The sequence below is a fragment of the Novosphingobium album (ex Liu et al. 2023) genome, assembly GCF_029076845.1.
GTDB lineage: Bacteria > Pseudomonadota > Alphaproteobacteria > Sphingomonadales > Sphingomonadaceae > Novosphingobium.
The window spans coordinates 164030-190394 of the sequence record NZ_JARESE010000015.1; the positions used below are offsets into that span (position 1 = coordinate 164030).

Consider the following 26365-nt stretch of genomic DNA (forward strand, 5'->3'; position numbering starts at 1 on the left):
AAAGGACAAAGGCGAAAGCCAGAGGAAACCTGAAAAAAGGCCGAAGGCACGCCATGAGCAAGCAGATCCATCTCGTCAGCTTCCAGATCCATTCGCCGATCAACCACACCGTGCTGAGCTGGGCGGCGCCGGGCGACAATCGCCTGGATGCGCTGGGCGACCTCAGGAAATGGCAGGATCTGGCGCGCACGCTGGAGCGCGGCAAGTTCGACGGGCTGTTCTTCGCCGATACCCCCGGCGTGTTCGACCGCTATCGCGACAGCCACGAGGACGCGGTGAAGTATGGCGTGTGCTGGCCCTCGCACGATCCGGTGGTGCTGCTGTCGGCGCTTGCCGCCTCGACCGAGAACCTGGGCCTGGCCGCGACGATGTCGACCACCGCATACAAGCCGTGGTCGATCGTGCGCCAGCTTTCGACCATCGACTATCTGTCGGGCGGGCGGGTCGGCTGGAACATCGTGACCGGCCACTTGCGCGGCGAGCACCGCGCGCTGGGCTATAGCGAGGTGATGGAGCACGATCGCCGCTATGACGCGGCCGACGAGTTCATGGAGATCTGCTATCGCCTGTGGGGCTCGATCGGCGAGGGCGCGATCATCGCCGACCGGGAAAGCGGCGTGTTCGCCGATCCCGACAAGGTGGCCTTCGTCGATTACCACGGCGAGTTCTTCAATTGCGAGACGGTCGGCCCGGTGCTGCCCTCGGCGCAGAGGCGGCCGGTGCTGTTCCAGGCGGGCACGTCCGGGCGCGGGCTGCGATTCGGGATCGAGCATGGCGACGTGGTCTTCTCGATCCAGCCGAACCTGCCGGGGATGAAGCGCTACATGGGCCAGCTTCAGGATGCCGCCGCGTCGCTGGGCCGCAAGGCGCCGGGCGTGCTGTTCGGCGTGCAGCCGATCCTGGGCGGGACCGAGGAAGAAGCGCGCCGGAACCTGGACGATCTGGTCGATCGCCTGCCGCTGGATGGCTGCCTGGCGCGGCTTTCGGGCACGATGGGCGTGGATTTCGCCGGCATCGATCTCGACAAGCCGATGCAGGAGCAGGCGACCAATGCCTCGCAGGGGCTGATGAAGGCTTTCACCTCGGTGCTGGGCGACCGGCCGTTCACCTTGCGCGAAGTGGCGATCAAGTGGGGCCTCGCGGTCGGGATGCCGCAACTGGTCGGCACGCCCGAGCAGGTGGCCGACCAGCTCGAATCGATCTGGCGCGAGACCGGCTGCCATGGCTACAACATGACGCCCAACGTCATGCCCAGCTCGATCGAGGCCTTCGTCGACGAAGTCGTGCCGATCCTGCAAAAGCGCGGCGTGTTCCGCACCGAGTACGAAGGCAGGACTTTCGCGGAAAACCTGGAGCTGGCCTGAACCTTGGCAACGATCGCCCGACGCGCGCACAATATCGCCCAGATGCGCGAGCTGGCGCGCCGCCGCCTGCCGCGCGCCATCTTCGAGTTCATCGAGCGCGGGACCGAGGATGACCTGCTGATCCACCGCAACGTGGCCGCGTTGCAGGCGGCGCAGCTCGTGCCGCGCACCTTGCGCGACGTGTCGCGCCGGTCGGGCGAGGTCGAGCTGTTCGGGCGCAGGCAGCCGCTGCCGCTGGTGATCGCGCCCACCGGGGTTTCCGATCTGCTGTCCTATCGCGGCGAGCGGGCGATCGCCGCCGCCGCGGCCGGGGCGGGCATTCCCTTTACCCAGACCACCAGTTCCACCACCAGCTTCGCCGATATCGCCCGGGTCGCCACCAGCGGGCACTGGATGCAGATGTACCTGTGGGAACGGCGCGACCTTTCGTGGCAAGTGGTGGATGCCGCGCGCGACAACGGGGCCGAGGTGATCGTGCTGACGGTTGATACGCCGATGTGGCCGCTGCGCGAATTCAACAAGCGCGCCGGCATGGCCAACCCGATCCGGCCCAACGCGGTGCTGGTGGGCGATTTCCTGCGGCGGCCGGCGTGGCTGCTTTCGGTGATCTGCCGCTATTACCTGGAAGGCGGGCTGCCGCAGTTCGCCAATTACCCGCCCGAAGTGGGCGGCAAGCTGACCGGCACGGTCAGCCGGGTGGCCAATTCGGCCTCGGTCTGCTGGGCGGACGTGGCCGAGCTGCGCCGCCGCTGGCCGGGCAAGCTGGTGCTCAAGGGCGTGCTCTCGCCAGAGGACGCGCGCATAGCGCTCGACCACGGGGTGGATGGCATCGCCGTATCCAATCACGGCGGGCGCAACTTCGATTCCGCGCCGCCGGCGATCGCCATGCTGGCCGGCGTGGTCGATGCCGTGGGCAAGGACATGACCGTGCTGTTCGACAGCGGCGTGCGGCGCGGCGCGGACGTGATCAAGGCGCTGGCGGTGGGCGCGAAAGCCGTGCTGATCGGCCGCGCCACGCTGTATGGCTGCGCGGCCGGCGGACAGGCGGGCGCCGCGCATGCGCTGGCGCTGCTGGCCAACGAGATCGACGTGGCCATGGCCATGCTGGGCGTGACCCGGCTGGACGAGCTGGACCGCAGCTATCTGCGCGCGGGGACCGTGCCGGGGATCTGAGGGCCGGTCTGGAAGCGCGCAGGCAGGCGCATCCCCGAACACCCTTCAGTCCAGCGGCAATGCGCGCTTTTCCTTGATCGTTTCCAGCACGATGATCGATTTCACATCGCGCACGCCGGGGATGCGCACCAGCGATTTCAGCGTGATCTCGCTCAGGTGCTCCACGTCGCGGGCGATCACGTGGACCAGATAGTCCATGTCGCCGGTCACGGCATGGCAGGCGATCACATAAGGGTTGGCCTGGATCGCGCTTTCGAAGCGTTCGATATTGTCGTCGCTGTGCGCGGCCAGGTTGATCAGCACATAGGCGTCCAGCTCGAAGCCCAGCTTGCGGGGATCGAGCACGGGCGCATAGCCGCGGATGATCCCGTCGTCCTCCAGCCGCTTGATCCGCCGGCTGACCGGGGTGGGCGAAAGCGCCACGCGATCGGCGATGGCGGCCACCGGCATCCGCGCGTCTTCCTGCAACGACGAGATGATTCCGCGATCGAATTCGTCAAGCGGCATGAAACGCGCGTCCTTTGGCTTATCCGTGGTGGAATCCGCCAATAGCACCGATTGCGCCGGCACGAAACGCACGGAACTGAAGTGGCCGCCGTGGTATATCCCATGGCATGAAGACGCCGCGCACCGAAACCAGCACCAGCGGCCTTCGGGGAGAGTACGAAGGCGCCGCCGCCGACTTCACCGTCGCGCAGGACTGGCCTGCCTATGCCCCCGAAATGCACGATCGCTGGCGCCGGCTTTACGCCGCGCAGAGCCGGCTGGCCCGGCGCCATGCCGCGCCGCAGTTCATCGAGGGGCTGCGACGGCTCGATTGCGCCGATGCGATTCCCCGGTTCGAGGATGCCAATGCCGTGCTGGGCCCGGCGACCGGCTGGCGCCTGGTCGCGGTGCCGGGCTATATCCCCGATGCGGTGTTCTTCGATCATCTGGCGCACCGCCGCTTTCCGGTGACGCGCTGGCTGCGCGAGGAGCACGAGTTCGCCTATCTGGTCGAGCCCGACGTGTTCCACGATTTCTTCGGCCACGTGCCGATGCTGCTGAACCCGGCGATCGCCGATTTCCTGGAGCTTTACGGCCGGGCGGGCGAGCGGGCGATGGCGATGGGCGCGCTCGACATGCTGGCGCGGATCTACTGGTACACGATCGAGTTCGGCCTGCTCGATCAGGGGGGCGGGCTGAAGGTGTTCGGCGCCGGGATCGTCTCCTCGGCCGGCGAAACGGTCTACAGCGTGACCGACGCGGATGTCCTGCGCCTGCCGTTCGATCCGGTGCGGATCATGCGCACCGCCTACAGCATCGACAGCTTCCAGAAGAACTACTTCGTGCTCGCAAGCCTCGACCAGCTGATCGACGGGCTGGGCGGGCTCGATTTCGGGCCGATCTACGAAGCCTGGCGCGATCGGCCGGCGCTTGCCGCCGGCGCGCTGCAGCCGGGCGAAACCCCTTACACCCCTCGCGCCACCACCGGAGACCCCATTGCATGACCGACCTGTTCGAAAACCCGATCGGCCTTGACGGATTCGAGTTCGTCGAATTCTCCGCGCCCGAAAAGGGCGTGCTGGAGCCGGTGTTCGCGGCGATGGGCTTTGCCCGGATCGCGCGCCACCGTTCGAAGGATGTCGAGCTGTGGCGGCAGGGCGGGATCAACTTCATCACCAATTACGAGCCGCGTTCGCCGGCCTGGTTCTTCAGCCGCGAGCATGGCCCCAGCGCCTGCGGCATGGGCTTTCGCGTGCACGACGCGCATCGCGCCTATGCCGAGCTGCTGGCGCGTTCGGCCGAGCCGGTCTCGGTCGAGACCGGGCCGATGGAACTGCGCCTGCCCGGCATTCGCGGCATCGGCAATTCGATCATCTACCTGATCGACCGCTACGAGCGTGACGGCGACAGGGCTTTGTCGATCTACGATATCGACTTCGCATACCTGCCCGGCGTCGATCGCCATCCGGCGGGCGCGGGGCTGAAGCTGATCGATCACCTGACGCACAACGTCTATGGCGGGCGCATGGCCTATTGGGCCGATTATTACGAGAAGCTCTTCAACTTCCGCGAGATCCGCTATTTCGACATCAAGGGCGAATATACCGGCCTGACCTCGAAAGCGCTGACCGCGCCCGACGGCAAGATCCGCATTCCGCTCAACGAAGAGGGCGAAGGCGGCGCCAATATGAAGAAGGGGGGCCAGATCGAGGAATTCCTGCGCCAGTTCAATGGCGAGGGCATCCAGCACATCGCGCTGATCTGCGATGATCTCCTGGCGACATGGGACAGCCTCAAGCGCTCGGGCGTGCCGTTCATGACCGCGCCGCCGGCAACCTATTACGAGATGCTGGACGAGCGCCTGCCCGGCCACGGCCAGCCGGTGGGCGATCTGCAGGCGCGCGGCATCCTGCTCGACGGCAGCACCCAAGGCGGCACGCAGCGGCTGCTGCTGCAGATCTTCGCCGAAGCGACGATCGGCCCGGTGTTCTTCGAATTCATCCAGCGCAAGGGCGACGAAGGCTTTGGCGAGGGCAATTTCAAGGCGCTGTTCGAAAGCATGGAACGCGATCAGGTGCGGCGCGGCGTGTTGCGGGTGGACGCGCCGGCAGGCTGAAGGCAGGATACCCGCCAAGAGGATGACAATGGAACCGGCAGCCCCCGCCCTTTCGGGCATTCACCACGTCGCCTATCGCTGCAAGGACGCGAAGGAGACGGTCGATTTCTATCGCGACGTGCTGGGCATGGACTTCAAGCTCGCCATCGCCGAGGATCGCGTGCCTTCCACCGGGGAGCCCGATCCTTACATGCATGTGTTCCTCGATGCCGGGGGCGGCAACGTGCTCGCCTTCTTCGAACTGCCCAATGCGCCGGCGATGGGGCGCGACGCGGCGACGCCGGCCTGGGTGCAGCACATCGCCTTCAAGGTGGCGGACGAGGCCAGCCTGCTCGCCGCCAAGGCGCGGGCCGAGGCGCGCGGGCTGGATGTGGTGGGACCGACGCATCACGGCGTGTTCAAGTCGATCTATTTCTTCGATCCCAATGGCCACCGGCTGGAACTGGCCTGGGATTTCGGCACGGCGGACCAGATGCGGATGCTGAAGGAAGTGGCCGACGACATGCTGGAGGAATGGGCCCGCACGCGCCGGGCGCCGCGCCACGCGGCCTGGCTGCACGAAACGATCGCAAGGGAAAGCTGACATGCGCCTTCATGCCTATTACCGCAGCTCGACCAGCTATCGCGTGCGCATCGCGCTCAATCTCAAGGGCCTCGACTACGCGATCGTGCCGGTGGACCTGAAAGTGGCCGAGCAGCGCGGCGATGCCTATCGCGCGCTCAATCCCTTCGGCGGCGTGCCCGCGCTGGAAACGGATGGCCAGGTCCACGCGCAATCGCTGGCGATCATGGAATGGCTGGACGATCGCTATCCCGATCGCCCGCTGCTGCCCGCCGATATCGAGGATCGCTTCGCCGTGCGCGAGCTGGCCTATGCCATCGCCACCGAACTGCACGCGCCGCTGAACCTGCCGGTACTGCAATACCTGAAACGCGAGCTGGGCCATTCGCAGGCCGAGATCGACACCTGGTATCGCCACTGGCTCGCCCGCACGCTCGGCCCGGTCGAGGCCAAAGTCGCGGCGCGCGTGGCGGGGCGCGATGCGGGCGATTTCCCGTTCGGCGCGCCCGGCCTGTTCGAAGCGGTGCTGGTGCCCCAGCTCTACAACGCGCGGCGTTTCGCCTTCGATATGTCGGCCATGCCGTGCCTGGGCCGGATCGAGGCGGCGTGCCTCGCCCATCCCGCCTTCATCGCCGCCCATCCCGACAACCAGCCCGACAGCCCGACCCAAGGAGCCCCCGCATGAAACTGGCCAGCCTCAAATCCGGCCGTGACGGCCGCCTTGTCGTCGTCTCGCGCGACATCACGCGCTATTGCGCGGCCGACAACATCGCGCCGACCCTGCAGGCCGCGCTCGACGACTGGGAGAATGTCGCGCCCCGGCTGGAAGCGCTTTACCGCGATGTCGAGCACGAGGCGGTGCCCTGCATCCGCTTCCACGAGCACGATGCCGCCTCGCCGCTGCCGCGCGCCTATCAGTGGGCCGATGGCAGCGCCTACATCAACCATGTCGCGCTGGTGCGCAAAGCGCGCGGGGCCGAACTGCCGGCCAGCTTCCACGAAGATCCGCTGATGTACCAGGGCGGCTCCGACGCGTTCCTCGGCCCGCGCGACCCGATCCCGCTGCGCGACGAAGTCTGGGGCTGCGACATGGAAGGCGAGATCGCGGTGATCACCGACGATGTGCCGATGGGCGTCGGCGCGGCCGAGGCGCTGGGCCACATCAAGCTGGTGATGCTGTGCAACGACGTGTCGTTGCGCAACCTGGTCCCGGCCGAGCTGGCCAAGGGCTTCGGCTTCTTCCAGTCGAAGCCGCCTTCGGCCTTTTCGCCCGTCGCGGTCACGCCCGACGAGCTGGAAGGGGCATGGGCGGACGGGCGCGTGCATCGCCCGCTGCTGATCGACTACAACGGCCAGCCGTTCGGCCGGGCCGAGGCGGGCGTGGACGCGACGTTCAGCCTGGCCGATCTGGTCGCCCATGCCGCCAAGACGCGGCCGCTGTCGGCCGGCACGGTGATCGGTTCGGGCACGGTATCGAACCGCGACGCGGATGGCGGCCCCGGCCGGCCGGTCGGCGAAGGCGGGCGGGGCTATAGCTGCATCGCCGAACTGCGCACGATCGAGACGATCCGCGACGGCGCGCCGGCAACCCCGTTCATGCGCGCGGGCGACACCGTCTCGATTGAGATGCGCGACGCGCACGGCCATTCGATCTTCGGACGGATCGAGCAAGTGGTGGAGCAGGCCTGATCCGGCCGCGCCGAAGCCGGGTTCGGGAAGCGCGCTTCAGAACGTGATCACCGCCTCTCCGATCGCGGCATAGACCTCGTCAAGCTGGGCTTCGGTCACGCAATAGGGCGGCATGACGTAGACCGTGTTGCCCAAGGGACGCAGCAGCACGCCGCGTTCGGCGAAGAAAGCCATGAGGCGCGGGGCGAGCGTATCGAGGTAGCCGCCATCGCCATGGAGATCGAGCGCGACGATCGTGCCGATCTGGCGCGGATGGTCGAAATGGGCATAGCGGCCCAGCTTGTCGAGGCAGGCGCGTTGCCGCCCGGCCAGCGTCGCGATGCGTTCCAGCACCGGCTCTTCGCGCCAGATCGCCAGATTGGCGTTGGCCGCCGCGCAGGCGATCGGGTTGGCGGTGTAGCTGGAGGAATGGAAGAACATCCGCGCCCGGTCCTGCGACCAGTGCGCCTGGAATACCGGCTCGCTCGCCATGGTGACGGCCAGCGGCAGCGCGCCGCCGGTCAGCCCTTTCGACAGGCACAGGATATCGGGCACCACCCCCGCCTGCTCGCAGGCCAGCAGCGTGCCGGTGCGGCCCCACCCGGTCATCACTTCGTCGGCGATGAAAAGCACGCCGTTGCGCGCGCAGATCGCGCGCATCTCGGCCAGCACGCGCGGCGGATAGACCAGCATCCCGCCCGCGCCCAGCACCAGCGGCTCGACGATCAGCGCGGCGGTATCGGGCTCCGCACAGAAGACTTCCAGCGCGTCGAGCGTCTCCTGCTCGCCTTCCTTGAACGGGAAGGGGATGCGCGCGACATCGAACAGCAGGGGCTCATAAGTCTGGTTGAACACGCCGCGCGCGCCCACCGACATCGCCCCGATCGTGTCGCCGTGATAGGAATGCGCCATCACCACGATGCGGTGCCGCGCCTCGCCGCGCGCCGCCCAATAGCCCAGCGCCATCTTCAGCGCGACCTCGACGCTGGTCGAGCCCGAATCGGAGAAGAACACCCGCGTCAGCGCCTCGGGCATCAGCGCGCGCAGCCCGCGCGCCAGCGCTTCGGCCGGCTCGTGCGTCCAGCCGGCGAAGATCAGCTGGTCCAGCCGCTGGGCCTGTTCGGCGATCGCGGCCATGATGCGCGGGTGGCAGTGGCCGTGCGTCGTCACCCACCACGATGAGATCGCGTCGATCACCGCGCGCCCGTCGGCGGTGTGGAGCAAGGCGCCCTCGGCCCGCGCGACCAGCGGGATCGGTTCGCCCAGCCCGTGCTGGGTGAATGGGTGCCAGATCGGTGAGCTCATGGCGCGAAGTCCTCCAGGCGGAACGCGGCGGCGAAGGCGGCGCGCAGCGTCTCGGGTGTCAGCGGATCGAGCGGTGGCAGCCGGCCCAGGCGGCGGACCCGGCCCATCGCCGCGATGGTCGCCTCGCTGTCCTCGTTCGCCTCGCCCACGAAAGCCACGCCCAGGATCGGCACGCCGCGCGCGCGCAGCGCCTCGAAGCTCAGCAGGGCGTGGTTGATCGTGCCCAGCGCGGTGCGCGCCACCAGCACCGCCGGCAGGCGCCAGCGCGCGAAGAGATCGGCATAAGTCACCTCGCGAGTCAGCGGCACCAGCACGCCGCCGGCGCCCTCGATCACCAGCGGGCCCTCCACGCCGGGAACGGCGATGGCATCGGGGACGATCCTCACGCCGTCGATCTCGGCGGCGCGGTGGGGCGAGCAGGGGGTGGCAAGGCGATGCGCCTCGGGCAGCACCTTGTCCGCGCCAAGGCCGCTCAGCCGGGCCACGCGCTCGCTGTCGCTGCCGTCCTCGTCCAGCCCTGCCTGCACCGGCTTCCAGTAATGCGCGCCCAGCGCGCCGGTCAGCGCGGCGGCGAACACGGTCTTGCCGATGCCGGTATCGGTGCCGGTGACGATCAGGCGCGCAATGCTCATGCCGCCATCAGGTAGCGCGGGTGTAGTGGCAGGTCACCACTTCATACGTCACGCTGGCGCCGCCCGCCTCGAACCGGCGCATCACCTTGCGCAAGGCGGCGGGCGCGAGCGGGCGGTGCCGGCGCGCCGGGGTTCGGGCGCCGATGGCCTTGAGCGCGTGGAGGAAGGCGGCGGCGCCGGCGTGATGCTCGATCCGCGCGGTGACTTCGGGCGGCACGGCCTGCCGCGCGGGCAGCAGCGCGGCGAAGCGCGCGACGGGCATGAAGCCGGGCGTGCCCGCTTCCAGCCCCTCGGCGGCGTGGGCGGCACGCCATTCGGCGAAGCTGCCCTGGCCCAGCGTGGTGAACAGGCAATGCCCGCCGGGCGCGAGCCAATCCAGCATCCGCGTGATCGCCGCGCCCTGATCGTCGAACCATTGCATCGCCAGGCTGGAGCAGATCAGGTCGAACGGGCCCTGCGGCGGCGTGCCGTGTTCGCCATCGAGCACCGCGAAGTGCCGGCCCGGCGCCTCGCCGATGCGCGCGCGGCAGCGTTCGACCATCTCGGGCGCGATATCGGTGATCCACCATTCGCCGCCGATGCCGCGATCGCGCAGCGCTTGCGTCAGGAACCCGGTGCCGCAGCCGATCTCCAGCACGCGCGGGCAGGCCGGCAACGGCAGCGCGGCGATGCGATCGGCCAGCGCCTCGGCGACCGCGCGCTGCACGCGGGCGTGGCTGTCATAGCGTTCGGCCAGGGCGAAGGCGCGGCGCACGGCATCGCGGCTTGCGCTGCTCATGCCAGGCGCCCGATCAGGTCGCGGATCGCATCCGCGCACCAGCGCGGGTCTTGCCAGGGCAACAGGTGGCCGGCGCCGGGATGCGTCAGCCGGGTCAGCGCGGGCGCCGTGGCGAACACCGCCTGCCGCGGCGCTTCGGGCAGGATCGCGTCCCGCGCGGCTTGCAGCGAGAGGATCGGCACGCCCAGCCGCCCGGCGGCATCGCACGCGTCCTCGTCGCGCAGCGCCAGCAAGTCACGGTGGAGCAAGGCCGCGTCGAACCGGCCGGCCGGCTCGCTACAGCCGCAGCGTTCGCGGAACTCCGCCAGCACCGCCGCCGGATCACTGGCAAAGCGCGCGATCATGCGATCGACCACGCGCGCGGGCAGGCCCGGCCGGCCCTCGCGCGCGGTGAAGCGGTCGAACCCGTTGATCGCGACGAGCGCGCGCAGGCCCGGCGGCGGATCGCGCAGCAGGCGCATCGTCCCGAAGCTGTGCGTCACCGCCAGGCAAGGGCCATCGACAGCGGGCGCGGCAGGCTTGCCGAAATAGCCCCGGTCGTCGATCAGCGCCGGCCATTCGGGCAGCAGCGCGGCCAGCGGCGCCCAGAACCCGGCGTCAAAGCCCCAGCCGTGCCGGTAGAGCAGCTTCACCGGCACGCCGCGATGGCGGCGAGCAGCGCGTCGACCTGCGCCTCGCCCTGCGTCGCCTTGAGCGCGAGGCGCAGGCGGCTGGTGCCGGGCGGCACGGTGGGCGGGCGGATCGCCGAGGCGAGCATACCGGCCTGTTCCAGCCGCGCGCTCAGCGCCATCGCCGCATCCTCGGCGCCGATCATGGCGGGGACGATCTGCGTCGCCGAGGCGCCGTGGTCCAGCCCGAGCCGGGCAAGGCCGCCGCGCAGCCGGTCGCCCAGCGCGGCCAGATGCGCGCGCTCGGCGTCCATGCCGGGCACCAGATCGAGCGCGGCGTCGATCGCGCCGAGCACGGCCGGAGGCGGCGCGGTGGAAAAGACGAAGCCGCTGGCCGCGTTGACCAGGTAGTCGATCAGCGCGCGCGAGCCGGCGACATAGGCGCCAAATCCGCCCAGCGCCTTGCTGAACGTGCCCATGATCACATCGACCTGCCCCGGAACGCCGGCCGAAAGCCCCGCGCCGCCGGGGCCGAGCACGCCGGTGGCATGGGCCTCGTCCACATAGAGCGCCGCGTCATGGCGGCGCGCGATCGCGGCCAGGCGGGCCAGGTCGGGCACGTCGCCGTCCATGCTGAACACGCTTTCGGTCAGGATCAGGCGCGCGGGCGCCGCCGCGCCCTTTTCGGCCAGCAGCGTTTCGAGATGATCGAGGTCGTTGTGCCGGAAGCGGTGCTGGCGCGCGCCGGCCGCCGCGATCCCGCCGTGCATCGAGGCATGGACCAGCCGGTCGGCGAAGACGGCGGTGCCCGGCGCGGCGGCGAGCAGGGCGGGGATCGCCGCCGCGTTGGCCTGCCAGCCGCTGGCGAAGATCAGCGCCGCCTCGGTGCCCTTGAACGCCGCGACGCGCGCTTCGAGCGCCAGATGCGCCTCGCGCGTGCCCGTCACCAGCCGCGATGCGCCCGCGCCGGTGCCCATGCGCGCGGTCCATTCGCGCGCACGCTCGGCCAGCACGGGATGACGCGACAGGCCCAGGTAATCGTTGCTGGAAAAGTCGATCAGCGCGCGCCCGTCACGCGTGATGGCGCCTTCGGGCGTGGCCTCGGCCGGGCGCAGCACGCGGCGCTGGCCAGCGCGCGCGATCCGGTCCAGCGCGGCGTGCAGCAGGGAATCCAGCGTGCTCATCGCGCGTGCCGGTATGGCATGTGGCGGCCGGGCACAATGCCCCGTTGCGGCTCAGGGCCGGCCGAGCGCCACCCTGAGCCTGGCCGAAATGCCCGCAGCGGCCCGCATGTCGCGGAACAGGCGCAGCCATTCGTGGCAGGCGATGCGCACCGGATTGGCGCTCTCCAGCCCGTGGACCAGGCCATAGCGCAGCCCGCCTTGCGCCGGCTCGGCGCGGAACGTGCCGAACAGCCGGTCGAACACGATCAGCACGCCGCCGAAGTTGCAATCGAGGTAGTCCGCCTCGCTGCTGTGGTGCGCGCGGTGGTGCGAGGGCGTGTTGAGCACGCGTTCGAGCGGGCCGAGCCGGCCCACCGCCTCGGTATGCAGCGGGAACTGGTAGATCAGGTTGAGGCCCAGCAGCACCGCCACCACCAGCGGCGGAAAGCCGATCAGGATCAGCGCGGCGAAGAAGATCCAGCCGAGCGAGACGAACTCGGTCCAGCCCAGGCGGATCGCCGATGGCAGCACGATCTGGCTGGAGCTGTGGTGCACCGCGTGCGTCGCCCAGAGCCAGCGGACGCGGTGGCTGGCGCGGTGGAACCAGTAATAGGCGAACTCGACCGCGAGGAAGCCCGCCGCCCAGGTGCGCCAGTCATCCGCCGGCAGGCTGACCGGGGCGAGCCCGGCGAGCCAGCCGAAGATCGCGGCGAGCATGATCGCGGTGAGCGGCCGGATGGCGAACTGGCCCACCGCCACGCCCAGGCTCGCGGCGGCCGAGCGCGCATCGTAAGTGCCGCCGCGCCGCCGGTGCCACAAGTACTCGGCGGCGGCGAGGAGCAGCATCACGCCCAGAATCCAGGGGTGGCGGGCGGCCAGCTGCATCGCGGCTACTTGCCCGCCAGCTCGGCCAGCGACTGGAACTCGGCCCTGGTGACAAGGCCGTTGTTGTCGGCATCGGCCATGTCGAAAGCGGGCGTCGGGCCATCGACGTATTCGGCGCGGCTGATGCGCCCGTCGCGGTTCTGGTCGAACGCCTGGCGCAGCCGGGCAAGCTTGTCGCCGTTCCAGCGGTCACGCGCGAAGCCGGGCAAGTCGGCCTGGCTGAAATAGCCGTCGCCATTGCGATCGAAGCGCGACCATTGCGACTGGCGCATCGCCAGCATCTCGGGCCGGCTGACGGCGCCGTCGCCATTGGTATCGGCATCGCGCAGCCGCTCGGCGGCATCGCCGCCGCCCAGCCGCGCCGTCGCAGCGAGCGCGGGGGTGCCCGCCGCGACGGCGAGGGTCGGAGCGAGGGCCAGAGCGAGGGCAAGGTGGGGCAAGCGAATCATGATCGGTATCCTTGGCCTTATGAAAAGGCGCGGCGCGATGCGGCGGGGGGGGGGGGGGTGAAGGGGCGGGCCGCATCGCGCCGCGAGGGTGTTCAGCGGCAGGGGATCACATTGCCGGCGGCATCGGTGCAAGTGCCCGAATGGACCGGCTTGCCGGTTGCCGGGTCGATCGTGGTCGAGCCGGAATAGCTCGTGCCCGTCTGGTTGTTGGTCGCGCTGGTGGAGCGGCCGCCCGACCATGTGCCATCGGCATCGCGCGTGACGCTGCCGCTGCTGGCGACACTGCCTTTCGCGCCGCTTGCCGCCAGCCGGCCCTGGCGCGTCACGCTGCCGTCGGGCGATACCGTGGTGGACGAGGCGCGCGCGCCCCGGCTGCCGTTGGCGCCGGCAAAGGCCCGGCCGCTGGCGTGGGTGATGGAGCCGTCGGCGTTCTGGACGGTGCCGTGGCCCCGGATCGCGGCGCCGCGCGCGCCGGCGGCGGCGGTGGCGCCGCCATTGGCGCCGCGAACGTGGACCACGCCCCGGCGCGCTTCGGCGGTGGTGGCGAACAGCATGGCCATGGCGGCCAGCGCGATCGCGGTGTGATGGGTCTTGCGCATTTCGTGTTACTCCCGATGGGTCTGCGGTCTGTCGGGCTTCAGGGAAGGCCCGGTGGACAGGCATCCTTCTGGCGGGGAGCTGCATCGCGGTGATGTCGCATTCGCGGGAAAGCGTGGCATTTTATGACGGGCGCGCCCGCGCGTCACGCCTTGTCACATTTTCCGGTCTGGCCGCGCCGCGCGGGCGCTGGCAGTGAGGCGGGCATGAGCGAGAAACCCGCCCGCGTGCTTGTCGTCGATGACGATCCCGAATTGCGCTCGCTGCTCCAGCGCTTCCTGGGCGAGCATGGCTTCGCGGTGCGCGCGGTCGATGGCGGCAAGGCGATGGACATCGCGCTGCAGCGCGATCCGGCCGATGTGATCGTGCTCGATCTGATGATGCCGGGCGAGGATGGCCTGGCGATCCTGCGCCGGCTGCGCGCGGGCGGCGACCAGACGCCGGTGATCATGCTCACCGCGCGCGGCGATCCGGTCGATCGCGTGCTGGGGCTGGAGATGGGCGCGGACGATTACCTGGGCAAGCCTTTCCTGCCGCGCGAGCTGGTCGCGCGCATCGCCGCGCTGATGCGCCGGCTGGGCCCGGGCCGCGCGGCGGCGCTGGACGAGACGCTGGAGATCGGCCCTTTCGCGATCAATTTCCCGGCGATGGCGGTGACGCGCGATGGCGCGGTGCTGACGCTGTCCTCGCGCGAGTTCGCGCTTTTCGCCGCGCTGGCGCAAAGCGCGGGGCGGCCGCTCAGCCGGGCGCAGCTGATCGACCGCGCGCTGGGGCGCGACGCGGAAGTCACCGATCGGGCCATCGACGTGCAGATCGCCCGGCTGCGGCGCGCGATCGGCGATGACGCGGCCCAGCCGCGCTTCGTGCGCACGGTGTGGGGCGTGGGCTATGTGCTGACCGCCGGCGGCGATGTTTAGCCGGCTGGTCCACCGCAATGTCGCGCTGATCGTCGGCGTCGTGCTGGCCGGGCAAGTGATCGCCGGGCTGCTGGTCATGGCGCTGGTGGTGCGCCCGCAAGTCGATCGCGTCGCCAGCGTCACTGCCGACACCATCCTGGCGCTGTCGCAGATCATGCGCGATCTGCCCGAGGATCGGCGCGCGGTGCTGATCGCGCGGATCGAGCGGAGCGGCGAGCTGGCGATCCGCCGCGATGCCCAGGCGCCCCTTGGCGGCCGGCGCTTTCCCAATTTCATCGAGCGGCAGTTCATGCGCGCGCTGTCGGAACGGCTGGCGGGCGCGGACCGGCTGCAATGGCGCAGCGATCGCGGGCGGCGGCTGTGGTTCCGGCTCGATCTGGGCGGTGAGCCCTACTGGGTCAGCGTCACCCCGCCGACCCGGCGCGGCGCGCTGACCAGCCTGGTCCTGGCGTTCTTCACCGCCTTCGTGATCGCGGTGATCTGCGGCCTGCTGCTGCAGCGCCGGCTGAACGCGCCGCTGATGCGCGTGGCGCGCGCGGTCGATAGCTGGGGGCCGGACCATGCCGGGCCGCCGCTCGACACGTCGGGGCCTGAGGAAGTGGCGGCGGTGGCGGGCGCGTTCAACCGCATGACCGATCGCTTGCGGCGCGACGAGGCCGAGCGCTCGCTGATGCTGGCGGGCGTGAGCCACGATCTGCGCACCCCGCTCACGCGGTTGCGGCTCTGCCTGGAAATGATGGACGCGCGCGATCCCGAGCTGGAAGCCACCGCCGCACGGCAGGTCGACCGGATCGAGGCCATGCTGGAGCAGTTCCTCGATTTCGCGCGCGGCTTCGAGAACGAACTGCCCGCGCCGATCGACATGCGCGCATTGCTGCGGACAGTGGCGAACGATGCCGCGCCCGCCGGAGCCATCGCGGTCGATGCGCCCGAGGGGCTGGTGGTTTCGCTGCGGCGCGATGCCTGCGCGCGGGCGGTGGGCAATCTGGTGGGCAACGCGCTCAAGCACGGGGCGCCGCCCGTCGCCATCGCGGCGCGGCGGGCGGGGGCCATGCTGGAGATCGCGGTGAGCGACGCGGGCGCGGGCATGGATGCGCAGAGCGCCGCCGGGTTGCTGCGCCCGTTCGCGCGCGGCGATCGCGCGCGCGGCGGCGACGGCGCCGGGCTGGGCCTGGCCATCGCCGACCGGGTCGCGGCGGCGCATGGCGGAACGCTGGCGTTCGAACGGCGCGCCGGCCGCTTCGCCGCCGTGCTGCGGCTCAGGCCGGGGTGATGGCGGATGCCGCCGCCTTCCCCGCCGGGGCAGGGCGCGCGGGTTCAGCCTTCGAACAGGTCGAGATAGGCGACGACGTCGTTGTCGGTGGCGATGAACAGGCCGTCCTGCACATGTTCGGGCTCGGCCGCGGCGATCGCCATGGCTTGTTCCAGCGGGCCGTAGAACAGCGTGGTCGCCGCGCCGCCCTCTGGCCCGCCGTCAAGGTGATAGAGCCGCACGCCGGCCGTGCCGAAGGTGGTGCGCATCAGTCCTCGCCCCGCTCGCGCTTCGCGCCCTCGAGCCCGGCACTGTCAAGCTTCGCGCCGTCAAGCCGCGCTCCGTCAAGCTTCGCGCCGTCCACCAGCCGGTCCAGCCGCCGGGCCTCGTGCTCGGCCAGCGTGCGCTCGGCCCTGGTGCGCCCGTGCCTGGCGCGCATCGCATCGGCGTGAACGGTGGCTTCGGCGCGCTTCTTCGCCTTGCGCGCGGTGCGGAGGTTGATGATCTTGGCCATGGCGTGCTGCCTTATCAGATCTTGGCCGCCGGGCCGAGCATGTCTTCGGGGCGGACGACGCGATCGAAGGTTTCGCCATCGACATAGCCGCTGGCGATCGCCGCCTCGCGCAGCGTGGTGCCTTGCGCATGGGCGGTCTTGGCGATCTTCGCCGCCTTGTCATAGCCGATCGTGGGCGCCAGCGCGGTGACGAGCATCAGCGAATTGGCCAGCCCGCGCGCGATATTGTCGCGGCGCGGCTCCAGGCCGACAAGCAGATGCGCGGTGAAGCTTTCCGCCGCGTCGCCCAGCAGGCGCACCGATTGCAGCACGTTGTAGGCCATCACCGGGCGATAGACGTTCAGCTCGAAATGCCCCTGGCTGTCGGCGAACGTCAGCGCCGCGTGATTGCCGAAGACTTGCGCGCAGACTTGCGTCATCGCCTCGCACTGCGTCGGGTTGACCTTGCCGGGCATGATCGAGGAGCCGGGCTCGTTCTCGGGCAGTGCCAGTTCGCCAAGGCCCGAGCGGGGGCCCGAGCCGAGCAGGCGGATGTCGTTGGCGATCTTGAACAGCCCGGCGGCCAGCGTGGCGATCGCGCCGTGGGTGAACAGCAGCGCGTCCTGCGCGGCGAGCGCTTCGAACTTGTTCGGCGCGGTGACGAACGGCAGCCCGGTGTCGCGGGCGATCTCGGCGGCGATGGCGGCGGCGAAGCCCGCCGGCGCGTTGAGCCCGGTGCCCACCGCCGTGCCGCCTTGCGCCAGCTCGCAGATGCCCGGCAGGGTCATCTCGATCCGCGCGATCCCGGCGGTGACTTGCCTTGCATAACCGGAGAACTCCTGCCCCAGCGTCAGCGGCGTCGCATCCTGCGTGTGCGTGCGGCCGATCTTGACGATGTCCTGCCAGGCCATCGCCTTGGCATCCAGCTCGCCCGCCATCGCGCGCAGCGCCGGCAGCAGGCGGTGGGCAATCTCGGTCATCGCCGCGACATGGATCGCGCTGGGGAAGGTATCGTTGGAGGACTGGCCGCGATTGACGTGATCGTTGGGATGGACCGGGCTTTTCGCGCCCGGCGCGCCGCCCAGCAGCACATTGGCGCGGTTGGCGATCACTTCGTTGGCGTTCATGTTGCTTTGCGTGCCCGATCCGGTCTGCCAGACGACCAGCGGGAAATGATCGTCGAGCGCCCCGGACACGACTTCGCCGGCCGCTTGGGCAATGGCATCGGCGATCTCCGGCGGGATTTCGCCGAGCCGGGCGTTGACCCGCGCCGCCGCCCGCTTGATCACGCCGAGCGCGCGGATCACCGGGCGCGGCATCTTCTCCTCGCCGATCCTGAAGTTCTCGAACGAGCGCTGCGTCTGCGCGCCCCACAGCCGATCCGCCGGAACGGCGATCTCGCCCATGGTGTCGCGTTCGATCCGGGTCTGCGTCACGCTGCGTCCTCCTTGCTGCCTGTGCGCGGCAGATAGGCATTCGGCGGAACGGTTTCACCCGTCCCGCCGAAGCCGGCAGCCAAAGTCCGGCGCGATCAGTCGCGCGTCACCGCGAAGCGGCCGCCGCCCAGCGCGAAGACATTGAGCAGGCCGCCGGCGATCGCCAGGTTCTTGAAGAAGTGGATGAACTGGTTCTGGTCGCCCAGCGCGGCGTGGAAGAACACCGCGGTCGCGACGCTGAACGCGGCGATCACCAGCGCGACGATGCGGGTGCGATAGCCGATGGCCAGCGCGATGCCGCCCAGCACTTCCACCGCGATCGCGCCGGCCAGCGCCAGCGTGGGCAAGGGCAGGCCGGCCGAGGCGATATAGCCGATCGAACCGGCCGGGTCGGCGATCTTGGACAGGCCGCTCAGCAGGAAGATCGTGGCGATCAGCACGCGGCCGGCAACCGCGGCGATATCGCGCGCATGGCTGTCGGTGGCGGGGCGGGGGGCGAAATCGAGCGTGGTCTGGGTCATGGAGATGTCCTTTCGGTCTTGTCGGGGGTAACAGGCGTGGATGCGGTCGGCGGGAGGTTTCCCGCCGTTGGCTTGCTGGATAAGCGGCAAGCGCACTCCAAGAAATTGGGATAAAATCGGCCAAGATGTTCGAAAAATCCGAATAAGGCCGAACCGGGGAACTTCCACGCGCGTGCCGGGTTGCCTGCCGCCATGCGGGACAGGGAAACCGCGCAGGGAAAAATGCGGACGCGCGATGGTGTCGGTTTCTTGGCGAGCGTCCTATATGGACGGAATCGGCAAGGCCGGGCGGCTCCAGGCCCGGACGATGCAGACAGTTTCGCGGAGAAGACGATGACCGCTACCCAGACCACCGCCGCCGCGCGGCGCCGCAAGGCCGCCGGCGCGCCCGAGCTTGAGGCGGAGATCGCCGCCAATATCCGCGACTCGCTGCTGCCGGGCGATGGCCCGTTCGAACCGGGCTGGGTGGAGGACGCCGCCGCGTTCCTGCTCGCCGCCGCGCGCACCCGCCAGCCGGGCGAGCCGGCGATCGAGATGGCGACGGTGAGCGAAGGCCACCGCCACTTGCGCATCGCGCTGGTGAACGATGACATGCCGTTCCTGGTCGATTCGGTGGCTTCGGCCATTTCCGCCAGCGGGCTGGTGATCGATCGGCTGGTCCACCCGGTCATGCCGGTGCGGCGCGACGGCGAAGGCCAGCTTGTCGCGCTGCCGCCCGCGCGCGATGGTGACAGCACCGACGAATCGATGATCTATATCGAGACCGCGCGCGTCGATGCGAAGGAGCGCCGCGCGCTGCTCCAGACGATCAGCGCCACGCTGGCCGACGTGCGCGCGGCCGTGGCCGACTGGCCGCGCATGGTCGAGGCGATGACGCTGGACGCCGCCAGCCTGGCCGACAGCGAGGGCGCGCAACTGCTCAAGTGGTTCTGCGGCGGCATGTTGACCCAGCTTGGCCACGTCACGCGCCGGCGCGACGGCAGCCATGCGCAGCTGCTGGGCGTGTGCCGGCGCAGCGCGCGCGCGATCCTGGCCGATCAGAGCTATGCCCGCGCCTTCGCCTGGTTCGACGAGGCGCTGGCGAAAGGCGAACTGCGCGCGCCGATGATCGTCAAGGCGAACCACATCGCCACGGTGCACCGCCGCGTCCCGCTGGACCTGTTCATCGTGCCGGTGATCGAGGAGGGCAAGGTCGCCGCGCTGTCGGTCCACGCCGGCATCTGGACCAGCGCCGCGCTCAGCACGCCGCCCGATCGGGTGCCCTACTTGCGCCAGCAGCTCGCCGGGCTCAGCGCCAAGCTGGGCTTCGATCCCAATGGCCACACCGGCAAGGCGCTGACCCACGCGCTCACCAGCCTGCCGCACGATCTGGTGGTGAGCTTCAGCGAAACCGATGTCGAGCGCGTGGCGACGGCGATGACCAGCCTGGTCGATCGCCCGCGCCCGCGCCTGCTGCTGGTGGAAGCGCCGCTGGCGCGCCACCTGCTGGCCTTCGTCTGGCTGCCGCGCGACATGCATTCGACCGAGATGCGCCACAATATCCAGACCATGGTCGAGGAAGCGGTGGGCGCCCCGACGCTCGACTGGAGCTTGCAGGTGGAAGCGGGCACGCTGGCCATGCTGCGCTATGTGCTCGACATCCGCGACGTGTCCGGCCTGCCTTCGGAGCAGGAGCTGGACGCCCACCTGCAGACCATGCTGCGCGGCTGGGGCGAGGCGGTGGAAGCCGCGATCGCCGCCGAGGGCGAAGCCTCGCGCGCCGTGGCGATCGCCGCGCGCTATGCCGAGGCGTTCCCGCTGGCCTATCGCACCGATTACGGCGCCACCGAGGCGGCGATCGACATCCGCCACATGCGCCGGCTGGCCGGCGGCGAGAGCGAGGATGCGCAGACGCGCGCCGGCCGTCGCGACGCGCGGCTCTATCGCCATGCGGCCGATGAGCCGGGCCGCCTGCGGCTGAAGATCTATCAGTACGAAGGCAGCCTGCCATTGTCCGACGCGGTGCCCGCGCTGGAGAACTTCGGCTTCCGCGTGCTGGCCGAAATGCCCACCCCGCTCGATCACGGGCGGATCGGCACGATCCACGATTTCCTCCTGGCCCTGCCCGCCGGGCGCGAGGCGGACGCCGTGCTCAAGCTGGCGCCGATCATCGAGGACGCGCTGTGCGGCGTGCTCAACGCCACGGGCGAGGATGATGCGTTCAACCGGCTGATCCCCGGCCTGGGCCTGTCCACCCGCGAGGCGACCTGGCTGCGCGCGATGTATCGCTATCTGCGCCAGACGGGCACCAGCTATACGATCGGCACCGTGGTGGAGGCGCTGCACAATGCGCCGCAAGTGACGCTGGGCATTGTCGACCTGTTCCGCGCGCGGCACGATCCGGCCTATGCGCGCGATCGCCAAGCGGCCGAGGAAAACGCCGCCGATGCCATCCGCATGGGGCTGGCCGCCGTCGCCGCGATCAACGACGATCGCGTGCTGCGCCTGTTCCGCAGCATCGTCGATGCCGTGCTGCGCACCAATGCCTTCACCCCGGCCGCGAAGGAAGCGCTGGCCTTCAAGCTCGATTCCGCGCTGGTGCCCGGCTTGCCCCGGCCGGTGCCGTGGCGCGAGATCTTCGTCTATTCGCGCCGGGTGGAAGGCATCCACTTGCGCGCCGGCCCGATCGCGCGCGGCGGCTTGCGCTGGTCCGACCGGCGGGACGATTTCCGCACCGAGATCCTGGGCCTGATGAAAGCGCAGCGCGTGAAGAACGCGGTGATCGTGCCGACCGGCGCCAAGGGCGGCTTCTACCCCAAGCAATTGCCCGATCCCGCGCGCGATCGCGCCGGCTGGGCGGCCGAGGGGCAGGCCGCGTATGAGATCTTCATCCGCGCGCTGCTTTCGGTGACGGACAATATCGTGGCCGACAAGGTGGTCCATCCCGAAGGCATGGTGATCCGCGACGGCGAAGACCCCTATTTCGTCGTCGCCGCCGACAAGGGCACCGCGAAGTTTTCCGACGTGGCCAACGGCATTGCCGAATCCGCCGATTTCTGGCTGGACGATGCCTTCGCCAGCGGCGGCTCGAACGGCTATGACCACAAGGCCATGGGCATCACCGCGCGCGGCGCGTGGATCTCGGTGCAGCGCCACTTCCGCGAGATGGGCGTGGACGTGCAGGCCGATCCGGTGCGCGTCGCCGGCTGCGGCGACATGTCGGGCGACGTGTTCGGCAACGGCATGTTGCTGTCGCGCTCGATCCGGCTGGTCGCCGCCTTCGACCATCGCCATGTGTTCATCGATCCCGATCCCGACGCGGGCCGGAGCTGGGCCGAGCGCAAGCGCCTGTTCGACTTGCCGCATTCGAGCTGGGACGATTATGACAAGGCGCTGATCTCCAAGGGCGGCGGCGTCTGGCCGCGCACCTTGAAGCGCATCCCGCTGTCCGACCAGATGCGCGCGCTGCTCGATACCGACGCGGCCGAGATGGAGCCCGAGGCGCTGATCTCGGCGATCCTGGCCGCGCCGGTGGACCTGCTGTGGTTCGGCGGCATCGGCACCTACATCAAGGCTTCGGCCGAGAACAACGCCGCGGTCGGCGATCCGACGAACGATCCGCTGCGCATCGACGGCGCGACGGTGCGCGCCCGCGTGATCGGCGAAGGCGCCAACCTGGGCGTGACGCAGGCGGGCCGGATCGAGTTTTCCAGCCACGGCGGGCGGATCAACACCGATTTCATCGACAATTCGGCCGGCGTCGATTGCTCCGACAACGAAGTGAACATCAAGATCGCGCTGGCCGCCGCGCGCCGCGCGGGCAAGCTGTCCGAAGCCAAGCGCGTCGCCTTGCTGCGCGCCATGACCGACGACGTCGCCGAACTGGTGCTGGAGGACAACCGGCACCAGGCGCTCGCGCTCTCGATCGCCGAGCGGGGCGGCGCGCCGGCCATGCCCTCGCACATCCGCCTGATCGAGCTGCTGGAGGATTCGGGCAACCTGGACCGGCGCACCGAGGGGCTGGCCGAAAGCGAGGCGCTGTCGCGCCGGGCGCTGGAAGGGCGCGGGCTGACCCGGCCCGAGCTGGCCGTGCTGCTGTCCAGCACCAAGCTGGTGCTGCAGGAAGCGATCGAGCAAAGCACGCTGCCCGAAGACCCCGGCCTGGCCGCGCTGCTGCTCGCCACGTTCCCGCAAGCGATGCAGGACAAGTTCGCCCGCGTCATCAAGGGCCATCGCCTGCGCCGCGAGATCATCGCCACCAAGCTGGCGAACCGCATCGTCAATCGCCTGGGCATCGTCCATCCGTTCGAGCTGGCCGAGGAGGAAGGCGTCGATATCGCGCAAGTCGCCGCCGCCTTCACCCTGGCCGAGCGGCTGTTCGGCCTGGGCGAGCTGTGGACCCGGCTGGAACAGGCCGACATGCCCGAGAGCGCGCGCCTGGCGCTGTTCGATCGGCTGGCCGTGGCGGTGCGCGGCCACATGGCCGACCTGCTGCGCGCGGGCGCCGGGCGGATCACCCCGTCAGAGCTGGAAGCACGGCTGGCGGGCAGCGTCACCGCGCTCTCGCGCGAATTGGCGGACCTGCTGGGCGAAGGCGCGCGGGCCCATTCGGAAAAGCTGCGCGCGGCCTTCGTCGCCGAAGGCGCGCCCGATGCCGAAGCGGCGGCGGTGGTCCACCTGTTCGACATGGACGGCGCCGCCGGCATCGCCGAGCTGGCCGCGACGACCGCCATCGCCCCGCGCCGGCTGGTCGCCGCCTTCACGCGCATCGGGGCGGGGCTGGGACTGGACTGGGCGCAGACCACGGCGGCGCTGATGAATCCGTCCGACCCGTGGGAGCGGCTGCTGGTCGCCGGGCTGGCGCGCGATTTCCAGCAGATGCGGCTGGACTTCCTCAAGGGGCTGGCGCGCGGCAAGGCGGCCAAGGCCGATCCGGTCCGCGCGGTGGAGCAGTGGGGACAGGCCCACCTCGCCTCGATCCGCGCCTTCCGCGCCATGGTGAAGCGCGCCGAGGCGACGCTGCCCGTTGCCCCGGCGATGCTGGCGCAGATCGCCAGCCAGGCGCGCAACCTGCTGGCGCGGTAGGCGGCTACTTCAGCGCAGTGGCGAAGAGCGTTTCCAGTTCCGCCCAGTGCCGTTCGGCGGCGGGCTCGTCGTAGACGGGAAAGTCCGCCATGGTCCAGCCGTGGAGCGCGCCGGGGTAGATCCCGCAGTGGTGATCGACCCCGGCATCGGCCAGCGCGCGCTCCAGCCGCTCGGCCATCTCGGGCGGATAGGAAGCGTCGGCATCGGCCCCGGCGACATGGATGCGCCCCCGCATCGCGGGCGCCAGCCGGTGCGGGCTGAGCGCGTCGTCGGTGGCCAGGTTGCCGCCGTGGAAGCTGGCGGCGGCGGCGATCCGGTCAGGATAGGTGCCGGCAGCGGCCAGGGCCATGGCGCCGCCCATGCAATAGCCGGTGGCGCCCACCTTCCGGCCCGAGACATCGGTGCGCGCGTCGATATGGGCCAGGAACGCGGCCGTGTCCGAGGCGGCGCGGGCATTGTCGATCGTGGCGAAGAGATGGCCCAGCTTTTCGCGGAACGTGCCGGTGGCGAAGATCGCGCGCACGTCGGGCGGATCATAGGCGCCGCCGCGATAGAACATGTCGGGCAGCAGCACGAGATAGCCCAGGTCCGCCAGCCGCTGGCCCATGGCGAACAGCACGGGGCGGATGCCCAGCCCGTCCATGAAGAAGATCACGGCGGGCCAGGGGCCGCCCGCCGACCCGTCGGGCGTGAACACATGCGTCGGGCAATCGCCATCGGCGGTGCGGATCGTGACCTGTTCGTGCATCGCTTTCATCTCCCCATCGTCAATCCCGGCGGGCGGCGGCCAGCGTGTCGATGCGCCGGGCGGTTTCGGGCGCGTCGAGCAATTCGTCGAGCGGCGCGTCCAGCCGGCGGCGCCAGTTGGGGTGTTCGGTGGTGGTGCCCGGCAGGTTGGGCTGTTCCTCCAGCGCCAGCAGGTCTTCCAGCGGGGCGATGGCAAGGCGCGACCGGGCGCGGCCGATGTGGCGCAGCGCGGCCTCGACCACCGGGGCCGGCTCTTCGGGCGCGGGGCGCGGCGCGCCGTCACCGATGGTGGACCACAGCAGCCCCCGGTCCCACTCGCGGCGGCTTTCCTCCTGCGCGCGCGTGGCATCGGCGGGGAAGCGGTCCAGCCGGTCGGCCCAGTCGAGATCGCGGCCGGTCCACCAGCCGGCGACCGTGGCGGTATCGTGCGTCCCGGTCATCGCCACGCTTTGCGGCGCATAGTCCTGCGGGCCGATGAAGCCTTCGTCCGCCGCGCGCTCGAACCACAGCACGCGCATACCCAGCATGTGGTTCGCCGCGATCGCCTCGCCAAAGCCGTGCGGCATGGTGCCCAGGTCTTCGGCGACGATCAGCGCGTTCGCCCGGTGTGCTTCCAGCGCGACCAGCCGCAGCAGGTCTTGGAACGGATAATCGAGATAGGCCCCGTCGCTCGACTGGCCGCCTGAGGGCACGACCCATAGCCGCGAGAGGCCGAAGGCATGGTCGATGCGCAGGCCGCCGGCCCGGGTCAGCGCGGCGCGCAGCGTGCGGATCCACGGGGCATAGCCGCTGGCGGCCAGCCCGCGTGGCGAAAAGCTGGTCAGCGCCCAGTTCTGCCCCTGCGGGCCCAGCGGATCGGGCGGGGCGCCGATGGTCAGCCCTTCGAGCATGACATCGCGCATGGTCCAGGCATCGCTGCCGCCGGTGTGGACGCCCACCGCAAGGTCGGCAAGCAGGCCGATGCCCATGCCCAGCGCGCGCGCGCTGGCCTGCACCTTGCCCAGCCCCTCGCGCGCGAGCCACTGGACGAAAAGGTGGAATTCCACTTCCTCGGCTTCCTCCTCGGCGAAGCGGCGGACGGCCTTGCCTTGCGGATCGCGGTATTTCTTCGGCCAATCGCGCCAGCTCCGCGCGCCTTTGGCGCGCAGCCGCGTGTCCAGCGCATCGAAGATCGCCTGGCGCCGCAGCCCTTCGCCTTCGCCGGCGTTGTCGCGGGCGATCCGCGCGCGGACGTGCTTGTCGAGCCCGGCGAAGACCGCGCGCAGATCGGCCAGGCGGTGGGGCAGGGCGCCTTCCCAGTCGATGAAGGCGCCGCCTTCGCGCGGCGGCAGCGGCGGCAGGCCGAGCAGCGCGGGATCGCCCATCGCGCCGTTGAAATAGATCCGGCTCGATGGCGAATAGGGGCTGAAGCCGAGGCCGTCGCCGGGAAACAGCGCGTGGACCGGGTTGATCGCCACGGCATCGGCGCCGCGCGCGGCGAACAGCTCGACCGCTTCGTGAAGGTGGCCAAGATGGCCGAACGGCTGCGGCTCGCGCCCGCGCAGCGCCGGGATCTGGATCGCCGGCCCCCACAGGCGCCGTTCGGCCAGCGCGGGCAGCGTGGGGCAGGCGGGCGGGGCGACCGCCAGCGTCAACTCGTGCCCGCCCAGCGTCAGGCGATAGTAGCCCGGCTCCGCGATCGGCGGCAGCGTCCAGCCCGCGACATCGAGCACGCGCGCGGTCCCGTCCTCGGCGACGATCTCGGCGCGGGCCAGGCTGGCGGGCAGCGGGGTGGGGCTGCCGGCCTCGGTCACGATCATCGCGGGCGGGCGGCGACGCTCCCGCGCCAGTTGCTCCACGCTGGCGAGGATATCGGCCTCGCTGGAGGCGGGAAAGCCCAGCGCCGCGCAGATCGCCATCAGGGCCTCGTCGGCGACGGTCTGCTCGGCCCCGTCGACATCCCACCACGTCCGGGCGACGCCGAGAGCCTCGGCGAGCGCGTGCACCTGCTTGATAATCGCCTCCAGCGCTGAAGCCCTTGCGCCTTGCATAGCCGCCCGCCGGAGGCGCGGCAATCATGCTGGCCGGTTCCCGAGAAAAGGGCTTGCCGGGCCGGCGGCGGCAGTCGAGGATAGGCGCCAAAGCCACGCGCGCGGCGTGGCGAGGGGAG

General features: G+C 70.3%; 25 protein-coding genes. 10 read left to right on the plus strand and 15 right to left on the minus strand.

Annotated elements, in window-relative coordinates:
- Nucleotides 1-53 precede the first annotated feature (53 nt).
- On the plus strand, nt 54-1364 hold the full coding sequence (locus PYV00_RS05860; RefSeq protein WP_275227339.1) for an NtaA/DmoA family FMN-dependent monooxygenase: 1311 nt from the start codon (nt 54-56) through the stop codon (nt 1362-1364).
- Between the two features lie 3 nt (nt 1365-1367).
- A complete protein-coding gene (locus PYV00_RS05865) occupies nt 1368-2537 on the plus strand; it encodes an alpha-hydroxy acid oxidase (protein ID WP_275227340.1) in 1170 nt (389 codons plus the stop codon).
- Between the two features lie 45 nt (nt 2538-2582).
- Here PYV00_RS05865 and PYV00_RS05870 read toward each other — a convergent pair whose 3' ends face one another.
- Nucleotides 2583-3044, minus strand: a complete 462-nt coding sequence (locus PYV00_RS05870; protein WP_275227341.1) for an Lrp/AsnC family transcriptional regulator — start codon at nt 3042-3044, stop codon at nt 2583-2585.
- 107 nt (nt 3045-3151) lie between these two features.
- Between PYV00_RS05870 and phhA the strand changes: the two genes are divergently transcribed.
- Genes phhA through PYV00_RS05895 form a run of 5 tightly spaced genes read left to right on the plus strand, consistent with a single transcriptional unit; the run spans nt 3152 to nt 7390 of the window.
- Nucleotides 3152-4027, plus strand: a complete 876-nt coding sequence (phhA, locus tag PYV00_RS05875) for a phenylalanine 4-monooxygenase (RefSeq protein WP_275227342.1) — start codon at nt 3152-3154, stop codon at nt 4025-4027.
- Complete coding sequence (gene hppD / locus PYV00_RS05880) at nt 4024-5139, plus strand: 4-hydroxyphenylpyruvate dioxygenase (RefSeq protein ID WP_275227343.1); 1116 nt, start codon at nt 4024-4026, stop codon at nt 5137-5139. Before phhA ends, hppD begins: the two co-directional genes overlap by 4 nt.
- Nucleotides 5140-5167: 28 nt before the next feature.
- Entirely contained in the window at nt 5168-5722 is a 555-nt protein-coding gene (locus PYV00_RS05885; RefSeq protein WP_275227344.1) for a VOC family protein, read from the plus strand.
- Between the two features lies 1 nt (nt 5723).
- Nucleotides 5724-6386 carry a maleylacetoacetate isomerase gene (maiA, locus tag PYV00_RS05890; RefSeq protein ID WP_275227345.1) on the plus strand — a complete coding sequence of 221 codons (663 nt, stop codon included), beginning with the start codon at nt 5724-5726 and terminating at the stop codon, nt 6384-6386.
- Complete coding sequence (locus PYV00_RS05895) at nt 6383-7390, plus strand: fumarylacetoacetate hydrolase family protein (RefSeq protein WP_275227346.1); 1008 nt, start codon at nt 6383-6385, stop codon at nt 7388-7390. The genes maiA and PYV00_RS05895 overlap by 4 nt, the downstream gene beginning before the upstream one ends.
- Nucleotides 7391-7426: 36 nt before the next feature.
- Here PYV00_RS05895 and PYV00_RS05900 read toward each other — a convergent pair whose 3' ends face one another.
- The 8 genes from PYV00_RS05900 to PYV00_RS05935 all read right to left on the minus strand — a co-directional run bounded on the left by PYV00_RS05900 (nt 7427) and on the right by PYV00_RS05935 (nt 13788).
- Complete coding sequence (locus PYV00_RS05900; RefSeq protein WP_275227347.1) at nt 7427-8674, minus strand: adenosylmethionine--8-amino-7-oxononanoate transaminase; 1248 nt, start codon at nt 8672-8674, stop codon at nt 7427-7429.
- Nucleotides 8671-9306: a dethiobiotin synthase gene (bioD, locus tag PYV00_RS05905; protein ID WP_275227348.1), complete on the minus strand. Its 636-nt coding sequence runs from the start codon at nt 9304-9306 to the stop codon at nt 8671-8673. Before bioD ends, PYV00_RS05900 begins: the two co-directional genes overlap by 4 nt.
- Before the next feature lie 7 nt (nt 9307-9313).
- Entirely contained in the window at nt 9314-10084 is a 771-nt protein-coding gene (locus tag PYV00_RS05910; protein WP_275227349.1) for a methyltransferase domain-containing protein, read from the minus strand.
- Nucleotides 10081-10716, minus strand: coding sequence for an alpha/beta fold hydrolase (locus PYV00_RS05915; RefSeq protein ID WP_275227350.1), 636 nt, complete (start codon nt 10714-10716; stop codon nt 10081-10083). The genes PYV00_RS05910 and PYV00_RS05915 overlap by 4 nt, the downstream gene beginning before the upstream one ends.
- On the minus strand, nt 10713-11876 hold the full coding sequence (locus tag PYV00_RS05920; protein ID WP_275227351.1) for an aminotransferase class I/II-fold pyridoxal phosphate-dependent enzyme: 1164 nt from the start codon (nt 11874-11876) through the stop codon (nt 10713-10715). The genes PYV00_RS05915 and PYV00_RS05920 overlap by 4 nt, the downstream gene beginning before the upstream one ends.
- Before the next feature lie 51 nt (nt 11877-11927).
- Nucleotides 11928-12740, minus strand: coding sequence for a sterol desaturase family protein (locus PYV00_RS05925; protein WP_275227352.1), 813 nt, complete (start codon nt 12738-12740; stop codon nt 11928-11930).
- A 5-nt stretch (nt 12741-12745) separates the two neighbouring features.
- Complete coding sequence (locus PYV00_RS05930; protein ID WP_275227353.1) at nt 12746-13189, minus strand: EF-hand domain-containing protein; 444 nt, start codon at nt 13187-13189, stop codon at nt 12746-12748.
- Between the two features lie 92 nt (nt 13190-13281).
- Nucleotides 13282-13788 (minus strand): hypothetical protein, encoded by a 507-nt coding sequence (locus tag PYV00_RS05935; RefSeq protein ID WP_275227354.1) that lies wholly within the window; start codon nt 13786-13788, stop codon nt 13282-13284.
- A gap of 204 nt (nt 13789-13992) precedes the next feature.
- Here PYV00_RS05935 and PYV00_RS05940 point away from each other — a divergent pair, with 204 nt between their 5' ends.
- Both PYV00_RS05940 and PYV00_RS05945 read left to right on the plus strand, forming a co-directional pair.
- Nucleotides 13993-14703 (plus strand): response regulator, encoded by a 711-nt coding sequence (locus PYV00_RS05940; RefSeq protein ID WP_275227355.1) that lies wholly within the window; start codon nt 13993-13995, stop codon nt 14701-14703.
- Nucleotides 14696-15976: an ATP-binding protein gene (locus PYV00_RS05945; RefSeq protein WP_275227356.1), complete on the plus strand. Its 1281-nt coding sequence runs from the start codon at nt 14696-14698 to the stop codon at nt 15974-15976. Before PYV00_RS05940 ends, PYV00_RS05945 begins: the two co-directional genes overlap by 8 nt.
- 44 nt (nt 15977-16020) lie before the next feature.
- Here PYV00_RS05945 and PYV00_RS05950 read toward each other — a convergent pair whose 3' ends face one another.
- From PYV00_RS05950 to PYV00_RS05965, 4 genes are all read right to left on the minus strand, one after another.
- Nucleotides 16021-16224, minus strand: a complete 204-nt coding sequence (locus tag PYV00_RS05950) for a hypothetical protein (protein ID WP_275227357.1) — start codon at nt 16222-16224, stop codon at nt 16021-16023.
- Nucleotides 16224-16469, minus strand: coding sequence for a DUF4169 family protein (locus PYV00_RS05955; protein WP_275227358.1), 246 nt, complete (start codon nt 16467-16469; stop codon nt 16224-16226). The genes PYV00_RS05950 and PYV00_RS05955 overlap by 1 nt, the downstream gene beginning before the upstream one ends.
- A gap of 14 nt (nt 16470-16483) precedes the next feature.
- Entirely contained in the window at nt 16484-17884 is a 1401-nt protein-coding gene (gene fumC, locus PYV00_RS05960; protein WP_275227359.1) for a class II fumarate hydratase, read from the minus strand.
- 95 nt (nt 17885-17979) lie between these two features.
- Nucleotides 17980-18405 (minus strand): DoxX family protein, encoded by a 426-nt coding sequence (locus PYV00_RS05965; protein WP_275227360.1) that lies wholly within the window; start codon nt 18403-18405, stop codon nt 17980-17982.
- A gap of 333 nt (nt 18406-18738) precedes the next feature.
- On the opposite strand from PYV00_RS05965, the gene PYV00_RS05970 reads away from it, so the two are divergent.
- On the plus strand, nt 18739-23469 hold the full coding sequence (locus PYV00_RS05970) for an NAD-glutamate dehydrogenase (RefSeq protein WP_275227361.1): 4731 nt from the start codon (nt 18739-18741) through the stop codon (nt 23467-23469).
- Between the two features lie 4 nt (nt 23470-23473).
- Here PYV00_RS05970 and PYV00_RS05975 read toward each other — a convergent pair whose 3' ends face one another.
- A complete protein-coding gene (locus tag PYV00_RS05975) occupies nt 23474-24226 on the minus strand; it encodes a dienelactone hydrolase family protein (RefSeq protein ID WP_275227362.1) in 753 nt (250 codons plus the stop codon).
- Nucleotides 24227-24236: 10 nt separating this feature from the next.
- Nucleotides 24237-26246 carry a 4-alpha-glucanotransferase gene (gene malQ / locus PYV00_RS05980; RefSeq protein ID WP_275227363.1) on the minus strand — a complete coding sequence of 670 codons (2010 nt, stop codon included), beginning with the start codon at nt 26244-26246 and terminating at the stop codon, nt 24237-24239.
- Nucleotides 26247-26365: the final 119 nt, after the last annotated feature.